The sequence below is a fragment of the Caulobacter sp. CCNWLW153 genome, from assembly GCF_036889365.1.
In the GTDB taxonomy this organism is placed as follows: domain Bacteria; phylum Pseudomonadota; class Alphaproteobacteria; order Caulobacterales; family Caulobacteraceae; genus Caulobacter; species Caulobacter radicis.
The window spans coordinates 53,948-69,491 of the sequence record NZ_JBAKFV010000011.1 but is presented as its reverse complement, the minus strand read 5'-3'; the positions used below and the strand labels follow the sequence as shown (position 1 = coordinate 69,491).

Sequence of the window (15,544 nt, the reverse complement as noted above, 5' to 3'; positions counted from 1 at the left end):
GGGGGCATGACCAGCCGGTTCGCTACTCGCTTCGACGCCAGGCCGCTGTCGACGCCGAACCTGGCGCCGATGATCGGCGTGCTGCTGGCGGTGTTCACGGTGGTCGCGACTGGCTCGGTCGGGCTCGAAAAGGCGATGAAGCTCGACAGTCCGGGCTGCTTCCTTGGCTGGCTCGGTGTTCACCAGGCAAGGCCGATCCAGATTTCGATCCAGCACGACGGTCAGACCTATGTGGGCGCGCATCGCGCCGCGAGCATCGGCGAGGCCGTGGCCATCGCCATCCATGAAGCCCGGACACATGGCGGCAATGGCGTCCAGCTTCGAGCGGACCCTGATGTTCGGTACGAAGTCGTCGCCCTGGCGGTGAAGGACTTGAATGACGCCGGGGTCGCGATCGGCTTCATCAACGAGGACATCCGCTGATGGCCAGGCTGGCGGGGCGTGCCGCGTGACCAGGTAGCCGAAGCCTTGCGACGGGCCGCCGGGGGCAGGGAGGCGGCCCGGGTCGAGGTGCGCGTCGACTCCGATAGCCCTATGCCGAGGCCTTCAACCTGGTCCGTACCGTCGAGGCCGCCGGCTTGCGTCCGCGCCTCGTCCTGGAGAGCGGAAGACCTTGAAGCAGCGGATATATCCGCTGCGTCACCGCACCGTCCGTTGACTCTCCGGCGCCCCTCCGCCATAAACCGCGCCTTCACGCCGCCGGCTCGCCGCGCGGCGCGATAGCTTCATGACGGAATGACCCGACGCCGCCGTTGCAATCGCCCTCCCTCGGGAGGACCGGCCCGGATCGACATAAAGAGTGACCTATGTCCAAGCGCCATAGCGCCAAGTACAAGATCGACCGCCGTATGGGCGAGAACCTCTGGGGCCGGCCCAAGTCGCCGGTCAACCAGCGGTCCTACGGCCCCGGCCAGCACGGCCAACGCCGCAAGCAGAAGGTTTCGGACTTCGGCCTGCAGCTGCGCGCCAAGCAAAAGCTGAAGGGCTACTACGGCAACCTGACCGAGAAGCAATTCTCGCGCACCTACGAGGAAGCCGCCCGCCGCAAGGGCAACACCTCGGAGAACCTGATCGCTCTGCTCGAATCGCGCCTGGACGCCATCGTCTATCGCGCCAAGTTCGTGCCGACCGTGTTCGCCGCCCGCCAGTTCGTGAACCACGGCCACGTGACCGTGAACGGCAAGCGCGTGAACATCCCGTCGTACCGCTGCAAGCCGGGCGACGTGATCGCGGTCCGCGAAAAGTCGCGCAACATGGCTCTCGTCCTGGAAGCCGTCGCCTCGAACGAGCGTGACTTCGCCGAGTACGTCTCGGTCGACGCCAAGGGCCTGTCGGCCACCTTCGTCCGCGCCCCGGAACTCTCGGAAGTTCCGTACCCGGTGAAGATGGAACCGAACCTCGTCGTCGAATTCTACGCCTCGTAAGACGCGTCGAACTCGCAAGAGATCGGAAAAGGCCCCGGAGCGATCCGGGGCCTTTTTTGTTTATGGCCCCTCTCCCCGTGGGAGGGGTGCCCGCGAAGCCGGCGGAGAGGGGAGGGGCTACGAAATCGGCCCGCGTCGCGGCGGCTGAAAACGGCCCCCTCCGGCCCTTCGGGCCACTTCCCCCAGAGGAGGAGGACCTGGCGCCCCTTGAAACCCCAAAACCCGCTCCTATCTCCAATGAGCGGGCCGGGCCCCTCTGGCGCAGCGTCTTCACCTCCCCTCCGAAGGACGCGCGTGATGTCGGACCGCATCGGGTGTTCTCGATGTCTGGGTCCGGGTGTCCCTCCCCCTCGTGCCGGATCCGACATCGGGAACCCCGTCTCCATTCTTGGACCAGGGACCCGAGCGACCCATGCCTCTCCTGATGTGCCCCAACTGCGATGGCTCCATGCAGGCCGTGCAGCGCGCCGGCGTCGAGTTCGACATGTGCCCCAAGTGCCGGGGCGTATGGCTCGATCGCGGCGAACTTGAAAAGCTGATGGCGATGGAGCGCGAGGACGCGCAAGGCGCCGCGGCGCCGCCGTCCGGCCCCTCGCCCTTCGGCCGTCCGCAGCCGACTTATGAGCAGCGACCCGAGCCGCGCCGCTACGACGACAGCTGGCGTAGCGACCAAAAGCGCCACGACGACCGCAAGCACTACGACCGCGACGACGACTATCGCCGCCACGGCCACCACAAGAAGAAGCGCTTCGATCTCTTCGACATCTTCGACTGACGATCTCGACCGACGATCCCCGCGCAAGAGGACCATGAACCACTTCAAGACCTTCGCCCTGCTGGCCGGTTTGACGGCCCTGTTCGTCGGGGCCGGCTACATGATCGGCGGCCCGACCGGCATGCTGATCGCCTTCGTGCTGGCCGCCGGCATGAACGTGTTCTCGTACTGGAACGCCGACAAGATCGTGCTGCGGGCCTACGGCGCCGTCGAGGTCGATGAGAGCCACCCCGAGCCGTTGGTCAGGAACTACGCCCGCGACGTGGCCGACCTGGCGCAGCGCGCCGGCCTGCCCATGCCGCGCGTCTGCATCATCGACAGCGACCAGCCCAACGCCTTCGCCACGGGGCGCAATCCGCAGAACGCCGCCGTCGCGGCCACCACGGGCCTGCTGGCCATGCTCGACCGCGACGAGATCCGCGGCGTCATGGCCCACGAACTGGCGCACGTGAAGAACCGCGACACCCTGACCATGACCGTGACGGCGACCATCGCCGGCGCGATCTCGGCCCTGGCCAACTTCGCCTTCTTCTTCGGCGGCTCGCGCCAGGACGACGAGCGGCCGGGCGGGATCATCGGGGCCATCGCCCTGGCCATCCTGGCCCCGATCGCCGCCATGCTGGTGCAGATGGCCATCAGCCGCTCGCGCGAATACGAGGCCGACCGGGTGGGGGCGGAGATCGCCGGCGACAACCGGGGCCTGGCCCGCGCGCTGGAGAAGATCGACGCCTATGCCCGCGGCGGCGTGGTCAACCACGAGGCCGAGCGCAATCCGGCCACGGCCCACATGTTCATCATCAACCCGCTGGCGGGGCGCGGGGCCGACAACCTGTTCTCGACCCACCCAGCCACCCACAACCGGATCGAGGCCCTGCTGAAGCTGGCGATCGGGCAGGGGACGCGTCAGCGGCTGGGGACGGCCGTGCCGACCAGTGGTCCGAGCCGCCAGCCGGGGCCCTGGAGCTAGAAACGAAGAAGGCGGCGGGGACATCCCCGCCGCCTTTTCTGTTGCCGATCAAAACACAGCCGTCATCCCGGCCGTAGCGAAGCGGAGAGCCGGACCCAGGAGACTGGGCGCGGCGCTGGCGCTCCCGCCCACGCAGTCGCTACCGCTCTGCGCCGGCCCCTGGGTCATGGATAGGCCCTGCGGGCTTTCCGGGATGACGGCCTTTCGTGACCTCAAGACGTGGAGCGTCTACCGCGCCGCCGCCGGCGCCGTCCCGCGCGCCGGCTCTTCGTCCTCGTCCTCGTCCTCGTTGAGGGCCCCCAGTTCGCCGCTCAGCCGCGCCTTGCGGCCATAGACGATCTCGAACAGCGGGCTGGCCATCAGCGTGGTGACGATCGCCATGACCACCAGCATCGAGAACAGGGCCGGGCCGATGATGCCCTTCTGCAGGCCGATGTTGATGATGATCAGCTCCATCAGGCCGCGGGCGTTCATCAGGGCCCCGATGCCCATGGCCGTGGCGTTGTCCTGGCCGGTCAGGCGGGCGGCGGCCCAGCAGGCCAGGCCCTTGGCGGCGATCGAGCCGGCCAGGATGACCAGGGCGATGCCGGCCAGGGCCCAGCTGTTGACCATGGTCAGCTGGGTGTTGAGGCCCGAGAAGGTGAAGAACATCGGCACCAGCAGCGCCAGCGCGAACGGCTCCAGCTGCTTCTTCAGCTCGCGGGTGAGCAGGCCGCGCGGCATGGCCGCGCCGAGGATGAAGCCGCCAAACACCGAGTGCAGGCCGGCGGCGTCCATCGCCCAGGCGCTGAGCATGAACAGCACCACGATCACGCCCAGCAGGGTGGGGGTGACCTTGCCCTCGCGCTCGGCCCAGCGGCCAAGCGGCGCCAGGAGCTTGGGGCCCAGGGTCAGCATGAACAGGGCGAACAGGCCGCCGCCGATGATCGCTTTCAGGGCCACCACCGCGCCGCCGCCCAAGCTGGCCAGCACGATGGCCAGAACCGTCCAGGCGCCGGCGTCGTCGATGGCGCCCGCCGACAGCGACAGCGAGCCGAGCGGGGTCTTGGTCAGGCCGCGCTCCTGGATGATCCGGGCCAGCACCGGAAAGGCGGTGATCGAGATCGCCGCGCCCATGAACAGCGTGGCCTGGAAGGGCTGCACGCCCTTGCCGAACAGGTTCAGGCTCATCAGCCAGGGCGTCAGCAGGATCGCCACCAGGAACGGCGCGGTCATCCCCGACAGCGACACGGCCATGGCGCTCTTGGCGTTGGCCTTGAAGTGGTCGCTGCGGAAGCCGACGCCGACCAGGAACATGTAGAGGCCAACGCCTAGCTGGGCGCCGACATACAGGATCGACTTGGTCTCCTTGGGGAACAGCATGTGCTGGAGGTCGGGCGCCAGCAGGCCGAACAGCGACGGGCCCAGGATCACGCCGGCGATCATCTCGCCCACCACCTGCGGCTGGTCGAAGAACCGCTTCACCACCCAGCCCATCGCGCGGCAGGCCGCCACGATCACCGCCATCTGCAGGAAAAAGGCTACGCTCAATTCAGCCGTCGTCATGCGGCCGTCCCCCTTCGATACGCCGCGTGACGCGGTCGCGTTTCATCCCTGCGCCGACGCTAGCAACGAACGGCGTTCTGGACAACGTTGTCAGAATTGAATGTTACCGCTCACTGTGGAGGCTGGGCTCAAAGCGTTCGTGTGGGAGGCCCGATGATGATCCGGAACCTGACGGCGGCCGTCGCGGCCCTGGCCTTTACGGCGGGGGCGGCGCCCTACACCGTGGTCCCAGACCTGTTCCGGACGGGCGAGCCTGACCTGGGCCTGAAGTCCGCGCCGGGCGCGGAGACCTTCACCGTCTTCGCGCCCACGCAGGGCTCCGACAAGTTCAGCAACGGCGTGGTCCTGATGCCCTTCAAGGGTCGCCTCTACGCCCAGTGGCAGAGCTCGGCCCGCGACGAGGACACGGCCGACACCTGGGTCGCCTACGCCGTCAGCGATGATGGCCGGACGTGGACCGCGCCGAGGATGCTGGCGCCGGCCGGACAGGGCGGGGTCATGCGCTCCAGCGGCGGCTGGTGGACGAACGGCCAGACGCTGGTCGCCTACGCCAATGTCTGGCCCGATGGCTTCCAGTCCGGTTCGGGCGGCTACGCCGAGTACCGCACCAGCCGCGACGGCGTGACCTGGAGCGAGGCCAGGCGGGTGACGGGCGCCGACGGGAGGCCGGTCGAGGGCGTGATCGAGCAGGATCCGCACCTCGTCGACGGCCGGGTGATGACCGCCTTCCACCTGCGGCCGGGCATGATCGCCAAGCCGTTCTTCACCGACGATCCGCTGGGCGTGTCGAGCTGGACGCAGGGACGGATGGAAAGCCTGCCGCGCGACGCCTCGAACGCCGCCGCCGCCCACGAGCGCCGCCTCAGCCGCGAGATCGAGCCCAGCCTGTTCCGCCGCGCCGACGGCTGCGCGGTGATGGTGTTCCGCGACGAGGAACTGAGTTTTCGGCAACTGGCGTCGGAGAGCTGCGACCGGGGCGTCTCGTGGACGACGCCGGCCCTGACCGCCATGCCCGACGCCCGCGCCAAGCAGAGCGCCGGCAACCTGCCCGGCGGAGCGGCCTATCTGGTCAACGCGCCTAACAGCGACCGGCCGCGCCTGCCGCTGGCTGTGACGCTGTCGCCCGACGGGCGGACCTTCGACCGCAGCTTCCGCCTGCGCGGCCAGGGCGACCTGCAGCCGCTGCGCTTTGCGGGCAGGTACAAGCGGCCGGGCTACCACTATCCCAAGAGCGTGGTGTGGAACGGCGCCCTGTGGGTGGGCTACGCCGCCAACAAGGAGGACGTGCAGGTCACCCGCGTTCCGCTATCGGCTCTGGATGGCCGTTGAGATCGGGCGCTAAGGCAGCCTTACTGCGGTGGGCGGCGGAAATTCATCGAGCTGCCAGACCGACGCGCCGGACCGATCGAGCATGTAGGGAGCCGGCTGGGTCCACTGCGGCTCGTAGCCGTAGCCGAGGCGCTGCATCGGGGCCCGGGTCGGCGGCAAGGGGGCTCATACACCCAACCGACGCGCGCCCCGCAGATCCCAAGATCGGCGCTGTTGTCGGCGCGGCAGCGGAAGCCGTCGGCGGTCGCCTGGCAGTCGTCGACCCTGACAGTCCTTGCGGGCAATTAGTGGTGCGTTCCGCCCTTGGGGTCACTCCACCAGCGGCGCGCGCGAAGGATCCTGGCGCACGATCTCGCGTATGCCGACCAGGGTGGTGAACGAGCGAACCCGGCGGTCGTCGTTCAGCACCTCGTTGGTGAAGGCCTCGTAGGCCTCCATGGTCGGCACGGTGACCAGCAGGACGAAGTCGGTGCTGCCGGTGACGTGCCAGGCGCTGAGCACCTCCTTGCGGGCGGCCACGCCGGCAGCGAAGGCGTTGTAGATCGCGCTGCCCTCGCGTTCCATCTGCACCAGCACGTGCATGGTCAGGCCGGCGTTGAGGCGGGCCGGATCGACGATGGCGACGTCGGCGACGATCACGCCTTCCTTGCGCAGCCGTCGCAGGCGGCGCAGCACCGCGCTCTCGGAAAGCCCGACCTTCTCGGCCAGGCCGCGCGCCGGTTCCAGGTTGTCGCGTCGCACCAGTTCCAGCAGGCGACGGTCGAAGTTGTCGAGGGTGACGGATTTCGTCATCTGGCCTGCTCATATCGCCTGTTTTGAGCGGTATACGACGAATTTCGGCGAGAAGCGCCGGTCATCCGGTATTAGGTTGCGCTCATGTCCGCCGCCGCTCTCCGCCGTCCCGCGCTCGACGCGCTGTTGCCCTATGCGGCCCTGTTCGGCGGCATGGTGACGCTGGCCGGCGGCACGTCGTTCGCCAAGACCCTGTTCCCGGCGGTGGGCGCCCAGGGCGTCTCGGCCTATCGCGTCGGTTTCGCGGCCGTGCTGCTGCTGCTGCTTTGGCGGCCATGGCGGTTCCGCCTGACGCGCCAGGACCTGCTGGGCGTCGCCTTCTACGGCGCGGCGACCGGGGTGATGAACCTCTGTTTCTACATGTCGCTGCGGACCATCCCGCTGGGCGTGGCCATCGCCATCGAGTTCCTCGGCCCCCTTACCCTGTCGCTTCTGCATGCGCGCAAGGTCAGCCACTTTCTCTGCATCGGCCTGGCCGCCTTCGGTCTGCTGCTGCTGTTGCCGCTGAAGCTGGGCGGACCGGCGCTCGACCCGGTCGGCGTGGGCTTCGCCCTGGCGGCGGCCGTCTGCTGGGCGCTCTACATCATCGCCGGCAAGCGCATCGGCCACCTGCACGGCGGCCGCTCGGTGGCCATGGGCATGAGCGTGGCGGCGATGATCGTCGTGCCGTTCGGCGTCGTCTCGGCCGGCGCGGCCCTGCTCGATCCGCACCTGATGCTGCTGGGCCTGGTGGTCGCCGTCTGTTCCAGCGCCGTGCCCTATTCGCTGGAGATGGTGGCCCTCAAGCGCATTCCCAAGCGCACCTTCGGGGTCATGCTCAGCGTGGAACCGGCGATCGGGGCCATAGCTGGCCTGCTCGTTCTGTCCGAGCACCTGTCTATGCAGCAGTGGGCCGCCATCGCCTGCATCGTCGCGGCCTCGGCCGGCGCGATCCTGACCACCACGCCCGAGAACGCGGTGGTCGAGGATCCGGAAGAGCTGGAGCGCCCCGGCGCCTAAGGCGCCTCGACCGGCATCAACCGGCTGTATTCCCAGGCCCAGGGCATGCCGGTCTCGCCCAGCGCGGCCCTGACCAGCGACGGGAAGATCCGCTGGCCGTCGCCGCTGTTGGTCAGGATCACCACGCAGCGCCGGCGCTTCTCGACGCAGACCATCATGTTGTCGGTGATGTCGTTGTGCCCGCCCTTGAAGAAGGCGCGTCCCTGCGGCCCCTCGAAGGCGACGACGCCGACGCCGGCCGCCAGCTTGATGCGGGCGTTGTCCGGGTTGGTCTCATCGGTGAAGGTCGGGAACTCCGAGCGCGAGACGATCGGCAGCCCGCCGCGCGCGAACTCGGCGCGGGCCTTCTTCGACAGGCCCCAGCCGCCGGCCATGGCCGCCGCCAGCTTGCCCATGTCGTCGATGGTGGTGTCCAGCGAGCCGGCCGCCTTGACGCTGGACCGGTCGTCATGCGGCTGCCACTTGCCATTCTCCTCGCGGCCGTCGGCGATGTCGGGGGCGAAGTCGTCGCGCCAGACCATGCCCGAGCGGCTCATGCCCAGCGGCTTGAACAGCCGCCGGTCCATGTCCTCGCCGACCTTGATCCGAAGTCCCTGCTCGATGACGAACTGCATCAGGTTGATGCCTTCGCCGGAGTAGGCGTAGCGCGATCCGGGCGTGAACTTGATGTCGAGCTTCTCGTCGGGGTTCAGCCAGCGGAAGTTGGGAAAGCCCGTCGAGTGTCCCAGCAGCATGCGCGGCGTCAGCGCGCGCCAGCGCTCGTTTCCGGCCAGGTCGGCATAGGCCTTGTAGTCGGGCAGGGGCTTGGGAAGGTAGGTCGCGATCGGCGTGTCGAGGTCGAGCTTGCCTTCGTCCACCAGCATCATGACGTAGTAGGAAAACACCGCCTTGGTGATCGAGGCGGCGTACATCACCGTCTGCGGGTTGAGCGGGTCGCCCTTTTCGTTGCGGACGCCCTGGGCCGTCACATGCGCGACCTTGCCGTTCTCGACCACGGCGACGGCCACGCCGGGGACCTTGCCCAGGGCCATCAACCGGGCGACCTCGGCGTCCAGTTTCGGATTTTCGGCGCGCGCCGACCCGCCGGCCAGACACAAGGCGGCCGCCGCCCACGCCAGAGACTTTCCACGCATTTCCAGAGGCCCCACAGTTGCGCGCACCCTCGCGCCGGGCGACCTTGGAGCCCATGGGCGTCATTTTCAACCGCCGCGTGCTGCTGGCCGGGCTGCTGCTTTCAGGATGCGCGACCGTTCCGTCGCGCCCGCCTCGCCTGCTGCCGGGCGATCCGGAAAGGTTCGGTGAGCTGGAGCCGCTGACCGCCCTCAGAAGCGAGCACGAGGGCCTGGTGGTGGGCTTTCGGTCGCAAGGCTGCGTGCGCAAGGAGGACCTGCGGTTCTTCGTCGAGCAGAACGACGCGATACCCGACGTCGCCTTCGCGCGGCGGCGGCTGGAAACCTGCAAGGCGGCCGCGCCGGGCGAGGTGGAGATAAGGTTCGGCTGGGCGGAGCTCGGGATCGCGGGAGCGCCGGCGGTGCGGGTGCTCAATCCGTTGGGCCGCTGAGCCCCTCACTTCGTCGCGATCGTAACCCTCGCGGGGAGCGGGCTTGCGGGGCTGGCGATAAGGCCGACCTTGTAGATGCCGCGATCCTGCAGCTGGCCCAGTACGCACATGACCTGGCTGTAGGCGGCGCCGGCGTCTGTCCTCAGCATGACCCGACCGTCGTCCTGGAGCGACAGCCAGGAGGCCGGCGCCTTGCAGGCGCTGGCGGCCGAGGTCAGGTCGGCGGGTTGCGCGGCGGCGGGGGCGCCAGCGAGGGCGGCGGCGGCGACAAAAGCGAGCAAGACAATCCTCCTGCGGTCGAACGCCATGTGGCGCGACTTGAGGTTGCGCGTCAACGCCCCGCTTCAGCCCTTCGGCGTGAACCGCTCGACCATCCAGGGCAGCACCCGGGCCGGCCGCTTGGCGGCGATGTCGATTAGCACCCAGTCGGTACGGCTCTGGGCGCACATCTCGCCGTCGGGGCCGTCGATGCGGACATAGCGCTCGAAGCGAGGGCCCTTGAGCTCGCCTACCCAGGTGTAGCCAGTGGCGATCTCGTCGGGCAGCAGTTCGCGGCGGTAGTCGATCTCGTGGCGGCGGGCGACCCAGCTCCAGGGAGCCCGCTCTTCGGGCGAAGCCCAGGCCTCCCAATGCGCGATCGCCAGGTCCTGGGCCCAGCCCAGATAGACCACGTTGTTGACGTGGCCGTTGGCGTCGATGTCCGACGCCTTCGGCGCGAAGGTCAGGGGGAAGGCGTCGCTCGGCGGGACGAAGACCCGGCTCAAGCCGAGATCACGCCCTGTTCGATCAGGAACGACTTCAGTTCGCCCGACTGGAACATCTCGCGGACGATGTCGCTGCCGCCGACGAACTCGCCCTTCACGTAGAGCTGGGGAATGGTCGGCCAGTCGGTGAAGGTCTTGATGCCCTGGCGCAGTTCGTCGTCCTGCAGGACGTCGACGCCGACGAACTCGACGCCCAGGTGATCGAGGATCTGCACGGCCACCGACGAGAAGCCGCAGCGCGGCTGGTCGGGCACGCCCTTCATGAACAGCACGACGGGGTGTTCGGCCACCGTCTTGGCGATGAATTCGAGGGCGGGGGAGGCGGCGACTTCGGTCATGGGGAGGAATTCCTTGGCGGTAACCCCTCAGCTAGGCGCCGGAAGGCCCCCGGTCAAGCGCGGCGCTTGGTCCCGGCGGCCTGTTCAGCCGAAAACCGCGCCATCTCGATCTGTGCGGCGCAGCCGGTCGGCAGGTCGCGCTCGACCACGGCGGCCAGGGCCTCGAGCTTGTCGCGCTTGGTGGTGATGATCTGCACCGTGGCCAGCGAGGGTTCGGTCAGGGCGTAGCCGAGGCACAGCTCCTGGCCGGTCCAGCCGGTGGTGTTGTCGAGGAAGTCGTAGCCGCCAAGATTGGTCAGGGGGTCGGTGCGACGACGCCACAGCGACGGCTTCTTGAAGATCGGCTTGGCCTCGCGCTCGCGGATGCTCTGCGGCCAGAAGTCCTCGCCGATCACGGCCACGTCGTGGGCCATGGCGTTGCGGATGCGGTGGCGGTCGGCCCAGCCGGACGACAGATTGAACGGCGCGGCCAGGGCGTCGAACACGCCGCCGGCCAGGTGCCGGTCCTGGCTCTCGCCGCGACTGGCCAGGCCCAGCGAGCGGATCAGGCCGGACTGGCGCAGGCCCAGCAGCGCGGCCATCGCCGTCGGCGGGAAGGCCGAGCCCGGGTCGTCGACCGTGATGAGGTCCACATAGGACAGGCCGCAGCGTTCGATGGCGGTGTCCACCAGGCCGTGGATCGCCTGGGCGCTGAGGAGCTCGCCGCCGCTGCGCAGGCGCCAGCCGACGAACAGCAGCCGTCGCTCGATCGTGGTCAGCGACTCGCCTACGCCTTCCAGCAGGGCGTTGGACGAGCCGTGGACCTCGAAGCTGTTGATGCCCGCTTCCAGGGCCGTGAAGATCAGGTTGCGCCAGTCCTTGCCGCTCATGCGCGGGTGGTCGGCGAGCCGCAGCGTCACCGCCGAGATCGCCATGCCCGCCTTGCCGAATGGACGATAGCGCAAGGTGCGTTACTCCGCCGGGGCCGCGGTTTCGAGCGCCAGGGCGTGCAACTCGCCGCCCAGAACGTCGGCCAGGGCGCGGTTGACCATCTGGTGCTGCTTGACGCGGGTCAGACCGCGGAAGGCGGGCGAGACGATGCGCGCCTTGTAGTGATCGCCGTCGCCGGCCAGGTCGGTCAGCACGATCTCGGAATCCGGAAAGGCCGCGTTCAGGCGAGCTTCGAGCACGTCGGGCGACATGGGCATGGGCGGATTCTCCGATCCTCGAAGGGGCTGTATGCCCCGTAAACCTTAAGATCGCGCATATGGCGGGCGTCGCGCCCGGAAGCAATCGTCGAGAGGCGGCCCGGTTGCGCGCGCAACGTCGTGATGATCAAAACAGGCGGAAGCCACGTTCCGTGACGGCGCAGACCGTGCGCGTGGGTAGGGAGTTGCGATGCGTTCGACGTCCGTGGCCAGCGTCCTGGCGATTTTCCTGACCAGCCTCGCCGCGCCCGCCCTGGCCGGTCCCGGCGACCTGGCCCTCGACGACGTGAAGATCCTGTCGGCCGACGCCATGCAGGGCCGCGCGCCGGGCACGCCGGGCTCGCAGCTGGCCCGGACCTACATCCTCGAGCGCTTCAAGGGCATCGGCCTGGCGCCCATCGGGGAGGGCTTCGAGCAGCCGTTCCGCTTCACCCGCAAGGACGGCGCGACGATCACCGGCGTCAACCTGGCGGCCCGCATCAAGGGGACGGCGCCCGACGGCAAGGCCCTGGTGGTCACCGCCCACTACGACCATGTCGGCGTGAAGAACGGCCAGATCTACAATGGCGCCGACGACAACGCTTCGGGCGTGGCCGGCCTGCTGGCGGTGGCCGAGGCGTTCAGGGCCGATCCGCCCAAGCATGACGTGCTGATCGTGGCGCTCGACGCCGAGGAGGGCGGTCTGCGCGGCGCCAGGGCTTTCGTCGCCCAGCCGCCGATCCCGCTGTCGGCGATCGGGCTGAACGTCAATTTCGACATGCTCAGCAAGAACGCCAAGGGCGAGCTCTACGCCGCCGGCGCTTCGCCGCAGCCGGCCCTCAAGCCGATCCTCGAAGCCGTGGCCAAGGCCGCGCCGGTCAAGCTGAAGCTCGGCCACGACACCGACGCCGACGGCAAGGACAACAACTGGACCAGCCAGTCCGACCACGGCGCCTTCGCCGAGAAGGGCGTGCCGTGGGTCTATTTCGGGGTGGAGGACCACCCCGAGTACCACCAGCCCACCGACGACTTCGAGACCATCCCGCAGCCCTTCTTCAAGGCCTCGGTGGCGACGGTCGTCCTGGCGACGCGGGCGTTCGACGAGCGACTGGGGGAAGTGGCGCGTTAGGGCGTCTCGATCCTGGGATAGCGGACGGCTGAAAAGGTCCCCACTCCGGCCCGTCCTCCCACATGCTCCCCCTGAAGGGGGAGCTGTCGCGGAGCGACTGAGGGGGAAGTGATTGCTGATTTGGGGGATGCACTGACCTCATCAGGCACTTCCCCCTCCGGCCCTCCGGGCCACCTCCCCCTTCAGGGGGAGGATCTTCTCACTCCGCCTCGTCGTTGGCGGCTTCGACCTCGACGCCGAACACTTCGTCGATGATCTCCATGATCTCCTCGAGGTCGTCGAGCGTGACCTTGACACGCATGGTCTGGTCGTCGTCGGCGGTGAGCGTCAGGAAGATGCCGTGCTCGGTCTCCTCCAGGATGAACTCGTCGAGATTGGCGATGACGGCCATGTTGCGCCTCCCGGGCTTCACAAGGGGAGCGGCCGGCGGCGGCTTTCGTTCCGCGATCTGGCCGCCGCCGACATAGGGTTCAGGCCACGCCGTAGCGGGGCGCGGGCCGGTCGCGCGACAGGTTGGGCGCGAGGTTCAACCGGGCGGCGTCATAGGCGGCGAAGTCGCCTGCTTCCGGCAGCGACGGGATGGTCACCAGCTCGCCCTGGTCGAAGCCCGCCAGCGCCGCGTCGACGAGATCGCCGACCTCCATCACGGTCGACGGATCCAGCGCGTCGACGCTGCCGCCCGAGCGGTCCCAGATCTCGGTTCGGGTGGCGCCGGGCAGCACCGCCTGCAGCTTGACCGCGTCCGGCAGCTGGCTGCGCAGGCCTTGGGTGAAGTAGGTCACATAGGCCTTCGTCGCGCCGTAGACCGGCGAGCGGAACTCGGGCAGCAGGCCCACCACCGACGAGATGTTGACGATGGCGCCGCGACCGCGGGCCTTGAAGGCGCCGGCCGCCGCGTGGGCCAGGCGGGTCACCGAGACCACGTTCAGCTGGATCAGGTTGTCGACCTTGTCGAGGTCCTGGTCGACGAAGTCGCCGCCCAGCGCCGCGCCGGCGTTGTTGATCAGGATGTCGATGGCTGCGTCGTCGCGCAGGCGGGCCTCGACGCGGGACAGGTCGACGGCGTTGGTCAGGTCGGCCTGGAGGATGTCGACCTTGACGCCGGTCTCGCCGCGCAGGCGTTCGGCGATGGCGGCTAGGCGCGCCGCGTCGCGGGCCACCAGCACCAGGTCGTGGCCGCGCCGGGCCAGGCGGTCGGCATAGGTGGCGCCGATGCCGGTGGAGGCGCCGGTGACCAGGGCCGCGCCGGGAAACTGCTTCTTGCTCATGTCTGGATCCCCTCGGGATGCTGGCCGCCACGCTCGTCGTGGCGGGGTGACTTGCAGATGGCTAGTGACTTTCGAATTGCAAGTGACTGGCTTTCATTTTGCTATCGACCGCCTATCTTCATCTCATGACCACGCGCGCCTTCGACCCCGGACAGTGCCCCGTCGGCCGCACGCTCGAACGCGTCGGCGACACCTGGAGCCTGATGATCCTGCGGGACGCCCTGCAGGGGCTGACCCGTTTCGACGAGTTCGAGAAGAGCCTCGGCGTGGCCCCCAACATCCTCACCAAGCGCCTGGCCGGACTAGTACAATCCGGCTTTCTCGAGCGGCGGCCCTATCAGGAGCGGCCGGTGCGCCACGAGTACGTGCCGACGGCGCGGGGGCGGGACTTCGCGCCGGTGCTGACCGCGCTGCTGGCCTTCGGCAACCGCCACTTCGCCGAAGAGGGGATCGCCGGCCAGCTGGTGGACGTGGCCACGGGCGAGGCGGCCGTGCCGATCGTGGTCGACGCCCGCAGCGGCCGGCCGATCGACGGCGAGGGCTTCACCTACGCGGCCGGCCCCGCCGCCGGCGAGGTGGTGCGCCAGCGGGTCGCCCGGATCGAGGCCCGGCGCGGGCGCGGCTGAAACGGCGCCTTTGGGTAATCTTCGCAAGGTTGTATGCTTCCCAGGATTGCGAAGGGCGGGAGCGCCTTCGCCGGGGAGGCGCGACCATGGACACCATCACCGCCAAGAGCGCCAACGGCGCGACCGATCCGGGCCTCGTCTCGGCCCTGGTCGAGGATGTCGCGATCGCGTCGCCGCCGGCCGACGAGGTCGCCGAGGAAGCCCCGGTCCTGGCCGCGAGCGCGGGCGCGACGGGTCCCGAGGTGAAGCTGAACTTCGTCAACCGGTCGAACGACGCCGGCAATGTGCATGTGCTGCTGTTCGGCCAGCCTCCTTCGCCGGAGCTTGACGGGATCGGGCAGGCCTGGCGGGTGATCGACAACTGCGGCCCCGGCTGGAGCCATCCGTTCACGTGGCCGGTCGCGGTCACCCTCGGCGTCGTCGATCCCGACGGCAATGTCTCGCCGCAGCTGGACATCGCCGAGGGCCAGGTCGCGGAGGTCGTCGCCGCCCCGTCCGGCACGGTGCTGAAGATCGCCGACCAGCAGGGGCCTTCGCGCGCCATCGCCCTGATGAATCAGCTGCCCCAGGGCTTCGTGGCGGCCACCGTCTTCCGCGACGGCAAGCCCTATGCGCGGGCGTCCCTCGCGCCGCACACCACCGTCACCCTGGCCTTCAAGCCGACGATCTGGATCGGCGCGGCCGCCCGGACCGAGGCGGGCGAGGCGAACGGCGGCGAGGCGATCTCGACGCTGACCGAGATCAACCTGATGGGCATCGCCGGCGCCGACATCGTGATGACGGGCGGCGGCCAGGGCGCGGACGCCAAGCCGTTCCTCTTCAGCCTGGCGAACGTCGCCTACGTCTGAGGCAGGGGCTTCG

Annotated in this window: 20 protein-coding genes; 10 read left to right on the top strand and 10 right to left on the bottom strand. The window is 69.0% G+C overall.

Going from position 1 to position 15,544, the window contains the following annotated elements; genetic code table 11:
* The first annotated feature begins 6 nt into the window (after nucleotides 1-6).
* The 4 genes from V6S85_RS17225 (at nucleotide 7) to htpX (ending at nucleotide 3,166) form a co-directional block, all read left to right on the top strand.
* Entirely contained in the window at nucleotides 7-423 is a 417-nt protein-coding gene (locus tag V6S85_RS17225; protein WP_334349691.1) for an ExbD/TolR family protein, read from the top strand.
* Nucleotides 424-806: 383 nt separating this feature from the next.
* On the top strand, nucleotides 807-1,424 hold the full coding sequence (gene rpsD, locus V6S85_RS17220) for a 30S ribosomal protein S4 (RefSeq protein ID WP_101712483.1): 618 nt from the start codon (nucleotides 807-809) through the stop codon (nucleotides 1,422-1,424).
* Between the two features lie 412 nt (nucleotides 1,425-1,836).
* A complete protein-coding gene (locus V6S85_RS17215; protein ID WP_334349690.1) occupies nucleotides 1,837-2,199 on the top strand; it encodes a TFIIB-type zinc ribbon-containing protein in 363 nt (120 codons plus the stop codon).
* A gap of 34 nt (nucleotides 2,200-2,233) precedes the next feature.
* Nucleotides 2,234-3,166, top strand: a complete 933-nt coding sequence (gene htpX, locus V6S85_RS17210; protein ID WP_334349689.1) for a zinc metalloprotease HtpX — start codon at nucleotides 2,234-2,236, stop codon at nucleotides 3,164-3,166.
* Between the two features lie 228 nt (nucleotides 3,167-3,394).
* Here the strand turns inward: htpX and V6S85_RS17205 are convergent, their stop codons facing one another.
* Entirely contained in the window at nucleotides 3,395-4,711 is a 1,317-nt protein-coding gene (locus tag V6S85_RS17205; protein ID WP_334349688.1) for a cation:proton antiporter, read from the bottom strand.
* A 156-nt stretch (nucleotides 4,712-4,867) separates the two neighbouring features.
* Here V6S85_RS17205 and V6S85_RS17200 point away from each other — a divergent pair, with 156 nt between their 5' ends.
* Nucleotides 4,868-6,040: a sialidase family protein gene (locus tag V6S85_RS17200; protein WP_334349687.1), complete on the top strand. Its 1,173-nt coding sequence runs from the start codon at nucleotides 4,868-4,870 to the stop codon at nucleotides 6,038-6,040.
* Between the two features lie 309 nt (nucleotides 6,041-6,349).
* Here the strand turns inward: V6S85_RS17200 and V6S85_RS17195 are convergent, their stop codons facing one another.
* The gene (locus tag V6S85_RS17195) at nucleotides 6,350-6,832 is read right to left on the bottom strand and encodes an Lrp/AsnC family transcriptional regulator (protein ID WP_116566487.1); all 483 of its coding nucleotides are present in this window, start codon (nucleotides 6,830-6,832) and stop codon (nucleotides 6,350-6,352) included.
* Between the two features lie 84 nt (nucleotides 6,833-6,916).
* On the opposite strand from V6S85_RS17195, the gene V6S85_RS17190 reads away from it, so the two are divergent.
* Nucleotides 6,917-7,831: an EamA family transporter gene (locus V6S85_RS17190; protein WP_116566485.1), complete on the top strand. Its 915-nt coding sequence runs from the start codon at nucleotides 6,917-6,919 to the stop codon at nucleotides 7,829-7,831.
* Here V6S85_RS17190 and V6S85_RS17185 read toward each other — a convergent pair.
* The gene (locus tag V6S85_RS17185; RefSeq protein ID WP_334349686.1) at nucleotides 7,828-8,964 is read right to left on the bottom strand and encodes a serine hydrolase domain-containing protein; all 1,137 of its coding nucleotides are present in this window, start codon (nucleotides 8,962-8,964) and stop codon (nucleotides 7,828-7,830) included. The genes V6S85_RS17190 and V6S85_RS17185 overlap by 4 nt on opposite strands.
* A 53-nt stretch (nucleotides 8,965-9,017) precedes the next feature.
* Here V6S85_RS17185 and V6S85_RS17180 point away from each other — a divergent pair, with 53 nt between their 5' ends.
* On the top strand, nucleotides 9,018-9,392 hold the full coding sequence (locus V6S85_RS17180) for a hypothetical protein (protein ID WP_334349685.1): 375 nt from the start codon (nucleotides 9,018-9,020) through the stop codon (nucleotides 9,390-9,392).
* Nucleotides 9,393-9,397: 5 nt separating this feature from the next.
* Here the strand turns inward: V6S85_RS17180 and V6S85_RS17175 are convergent, their stop codons facing one another.
* The 5 genes from V6S85_RS17175 to V6S85_RS17155 all read right to left on the bottom strand — a co-directional run bounded on the left by V6S85_RS17175 (nucleotide 9,398) and on the right by V6S85_RS17155 (nucleotide 11,681).
* Complete coding sequence (locus V6S85_RS17175) at nucleotides 9,398-9,673, bottom strand: hypothetical protein (protein WP_334349684.1); 276 nt, start codon at nucleotides 9,671-9,673, stop codon at nucleotides 9,398-9,400.
* 63 nt (nucleotides 9,674-9,736) lie between these two features.
* Nucleotides 9,737-10,156, bottom strand: a complete 420-nt coding sequence (locus tag V6S85_RS17170; protein ID WP_116566477.1) for an acyl-CoA thioesterase — start codon at nucleotides 10,154-10,156, stop codon at nucleotides 9,737-9,739.
* The gene (gene grxD, locus V6S85_RS17165) at nucleotides 10,153-10,494 is read right to left on the bottom strand and encodes a Grx4 family monothiol glutaredoxin (RefSeq protein WP_101718826.1); all 342 of its coding nucleotides are present in this window, start codon (nucleotides 10,492-10,494) and stop codon (nucleotides 10,153-10,155) included. The genes V6S85_RS17170 and grxD overlap by 4 nt, the downstream gene beginning before the upstream one ends.
* Nucleotides 10,495-10,547: 53 nt before the next feature.
* Entirely contained in the window at nucleotides 10,548-11,438 is an 891-nt protein-coding gene (locus V6S85_RS17160) for an aldo/keto reductase (RefSeq protein WP_334349683.1), read from the bottom strand.
* Between the two features lie 6 nt (nucleotides 11,439-11,444).
* Entirely contained in the window at nucleotides 11,445-11,681 is a 237-nt protein-coding gene (locus V6S85_RS17155) for a BolA family protein (protein WP_101718828.1), read from the bottom strand.
* 190 nt (nucleotides 11,682-11,871) lie between these two features.
* On the opposite strand from V6S85_RS17155, the gene V6S85_RS17150 reads away from it, so the two are divergent.
* The gene (locus V6S85_RS17150; RefSeq protein WP_334349682.1) at nucleotides 11,872-12,789 is read left to right on the top strand and encodes a M20/M25/M40 family metallo-hydrolase; all 918 of its coding nucleotides are present in this window, start codon (nucleotides 11,872-11,874) and stop codon (nucleotides 12,787-12,789) included.
* Between the two features lie 199 nt (nucleotides 12,790-12,988).
* Here V6S85_RS17150 and V6S85_RS17145 read toward each other — a convergent pair whose 3' ends face one another.
* Together V6S85_RS17145 and V6S85_RS17140 are read right to left on the bottom strand one after the other, a co-directional pair.
* On the bottom strand, nucleotides 12,989-13,180 hold the full coding sequence (locus V6S85_RS17145; protein WP_116488223.1) for a hypothetical protein: 192 nt from the start codon (nucleotides 13,178-13,180) through the stop codon (nucleotides 12,989-12,991).
* Nucleotides 13,181-13,259: 79 nt separating this feature from the next.
* Nucleotides 13,260-14,057: an SDR family NAD(P)-dependent oxidoreductase gene (locus V6S85_RS17140; protein ID WP_334349681.1), complete on the bottom strand. Its 798-nt coding sequence runs from the start codon at nucleotides 14,055-14,057 to the stop codon at nucleotides 13,260-13,262.
* A 125-nt stretch (nucleotides 14,058-14,182) separates the two neighbouring features.
* Here V6S85_RS17140 and V6S85_RS17135 point away from each other — a divergent pair, with 125 nt between their 5' ends.
* Together V6S85_RS17135 and V6S85_RS17130 are read left to right on the top strand one after the other, a co-directional pair.
* Nucleotides 14,183-14,683 (top strand): winged helix-turn-helix transcriptional regulator, encoded by a 501-nt coding sequence (locus V6S85_RS17135; protein ID WP_116569605.1) that lies wholly within the window; start codon nucleotides 14,183-14,185, stop codon nucleotides 14,681-14,683.
* Nucleotides 14,684-14,769: 86 nt separating this feature from the next.
* Nucleotides 14,770-15,531, top strand: coding sequence for a hypothetical protein (locus tag V6S85_RS17130; protein ID WP_334349680.1), 762 nt, complete (start codon nucleotides 14,770-14,772; stop codon nucleotides 15,529-15,531).
* The last annotated feature ends 13 nt before the right edge of the window (nucleotides 15,532-15,544 follow it).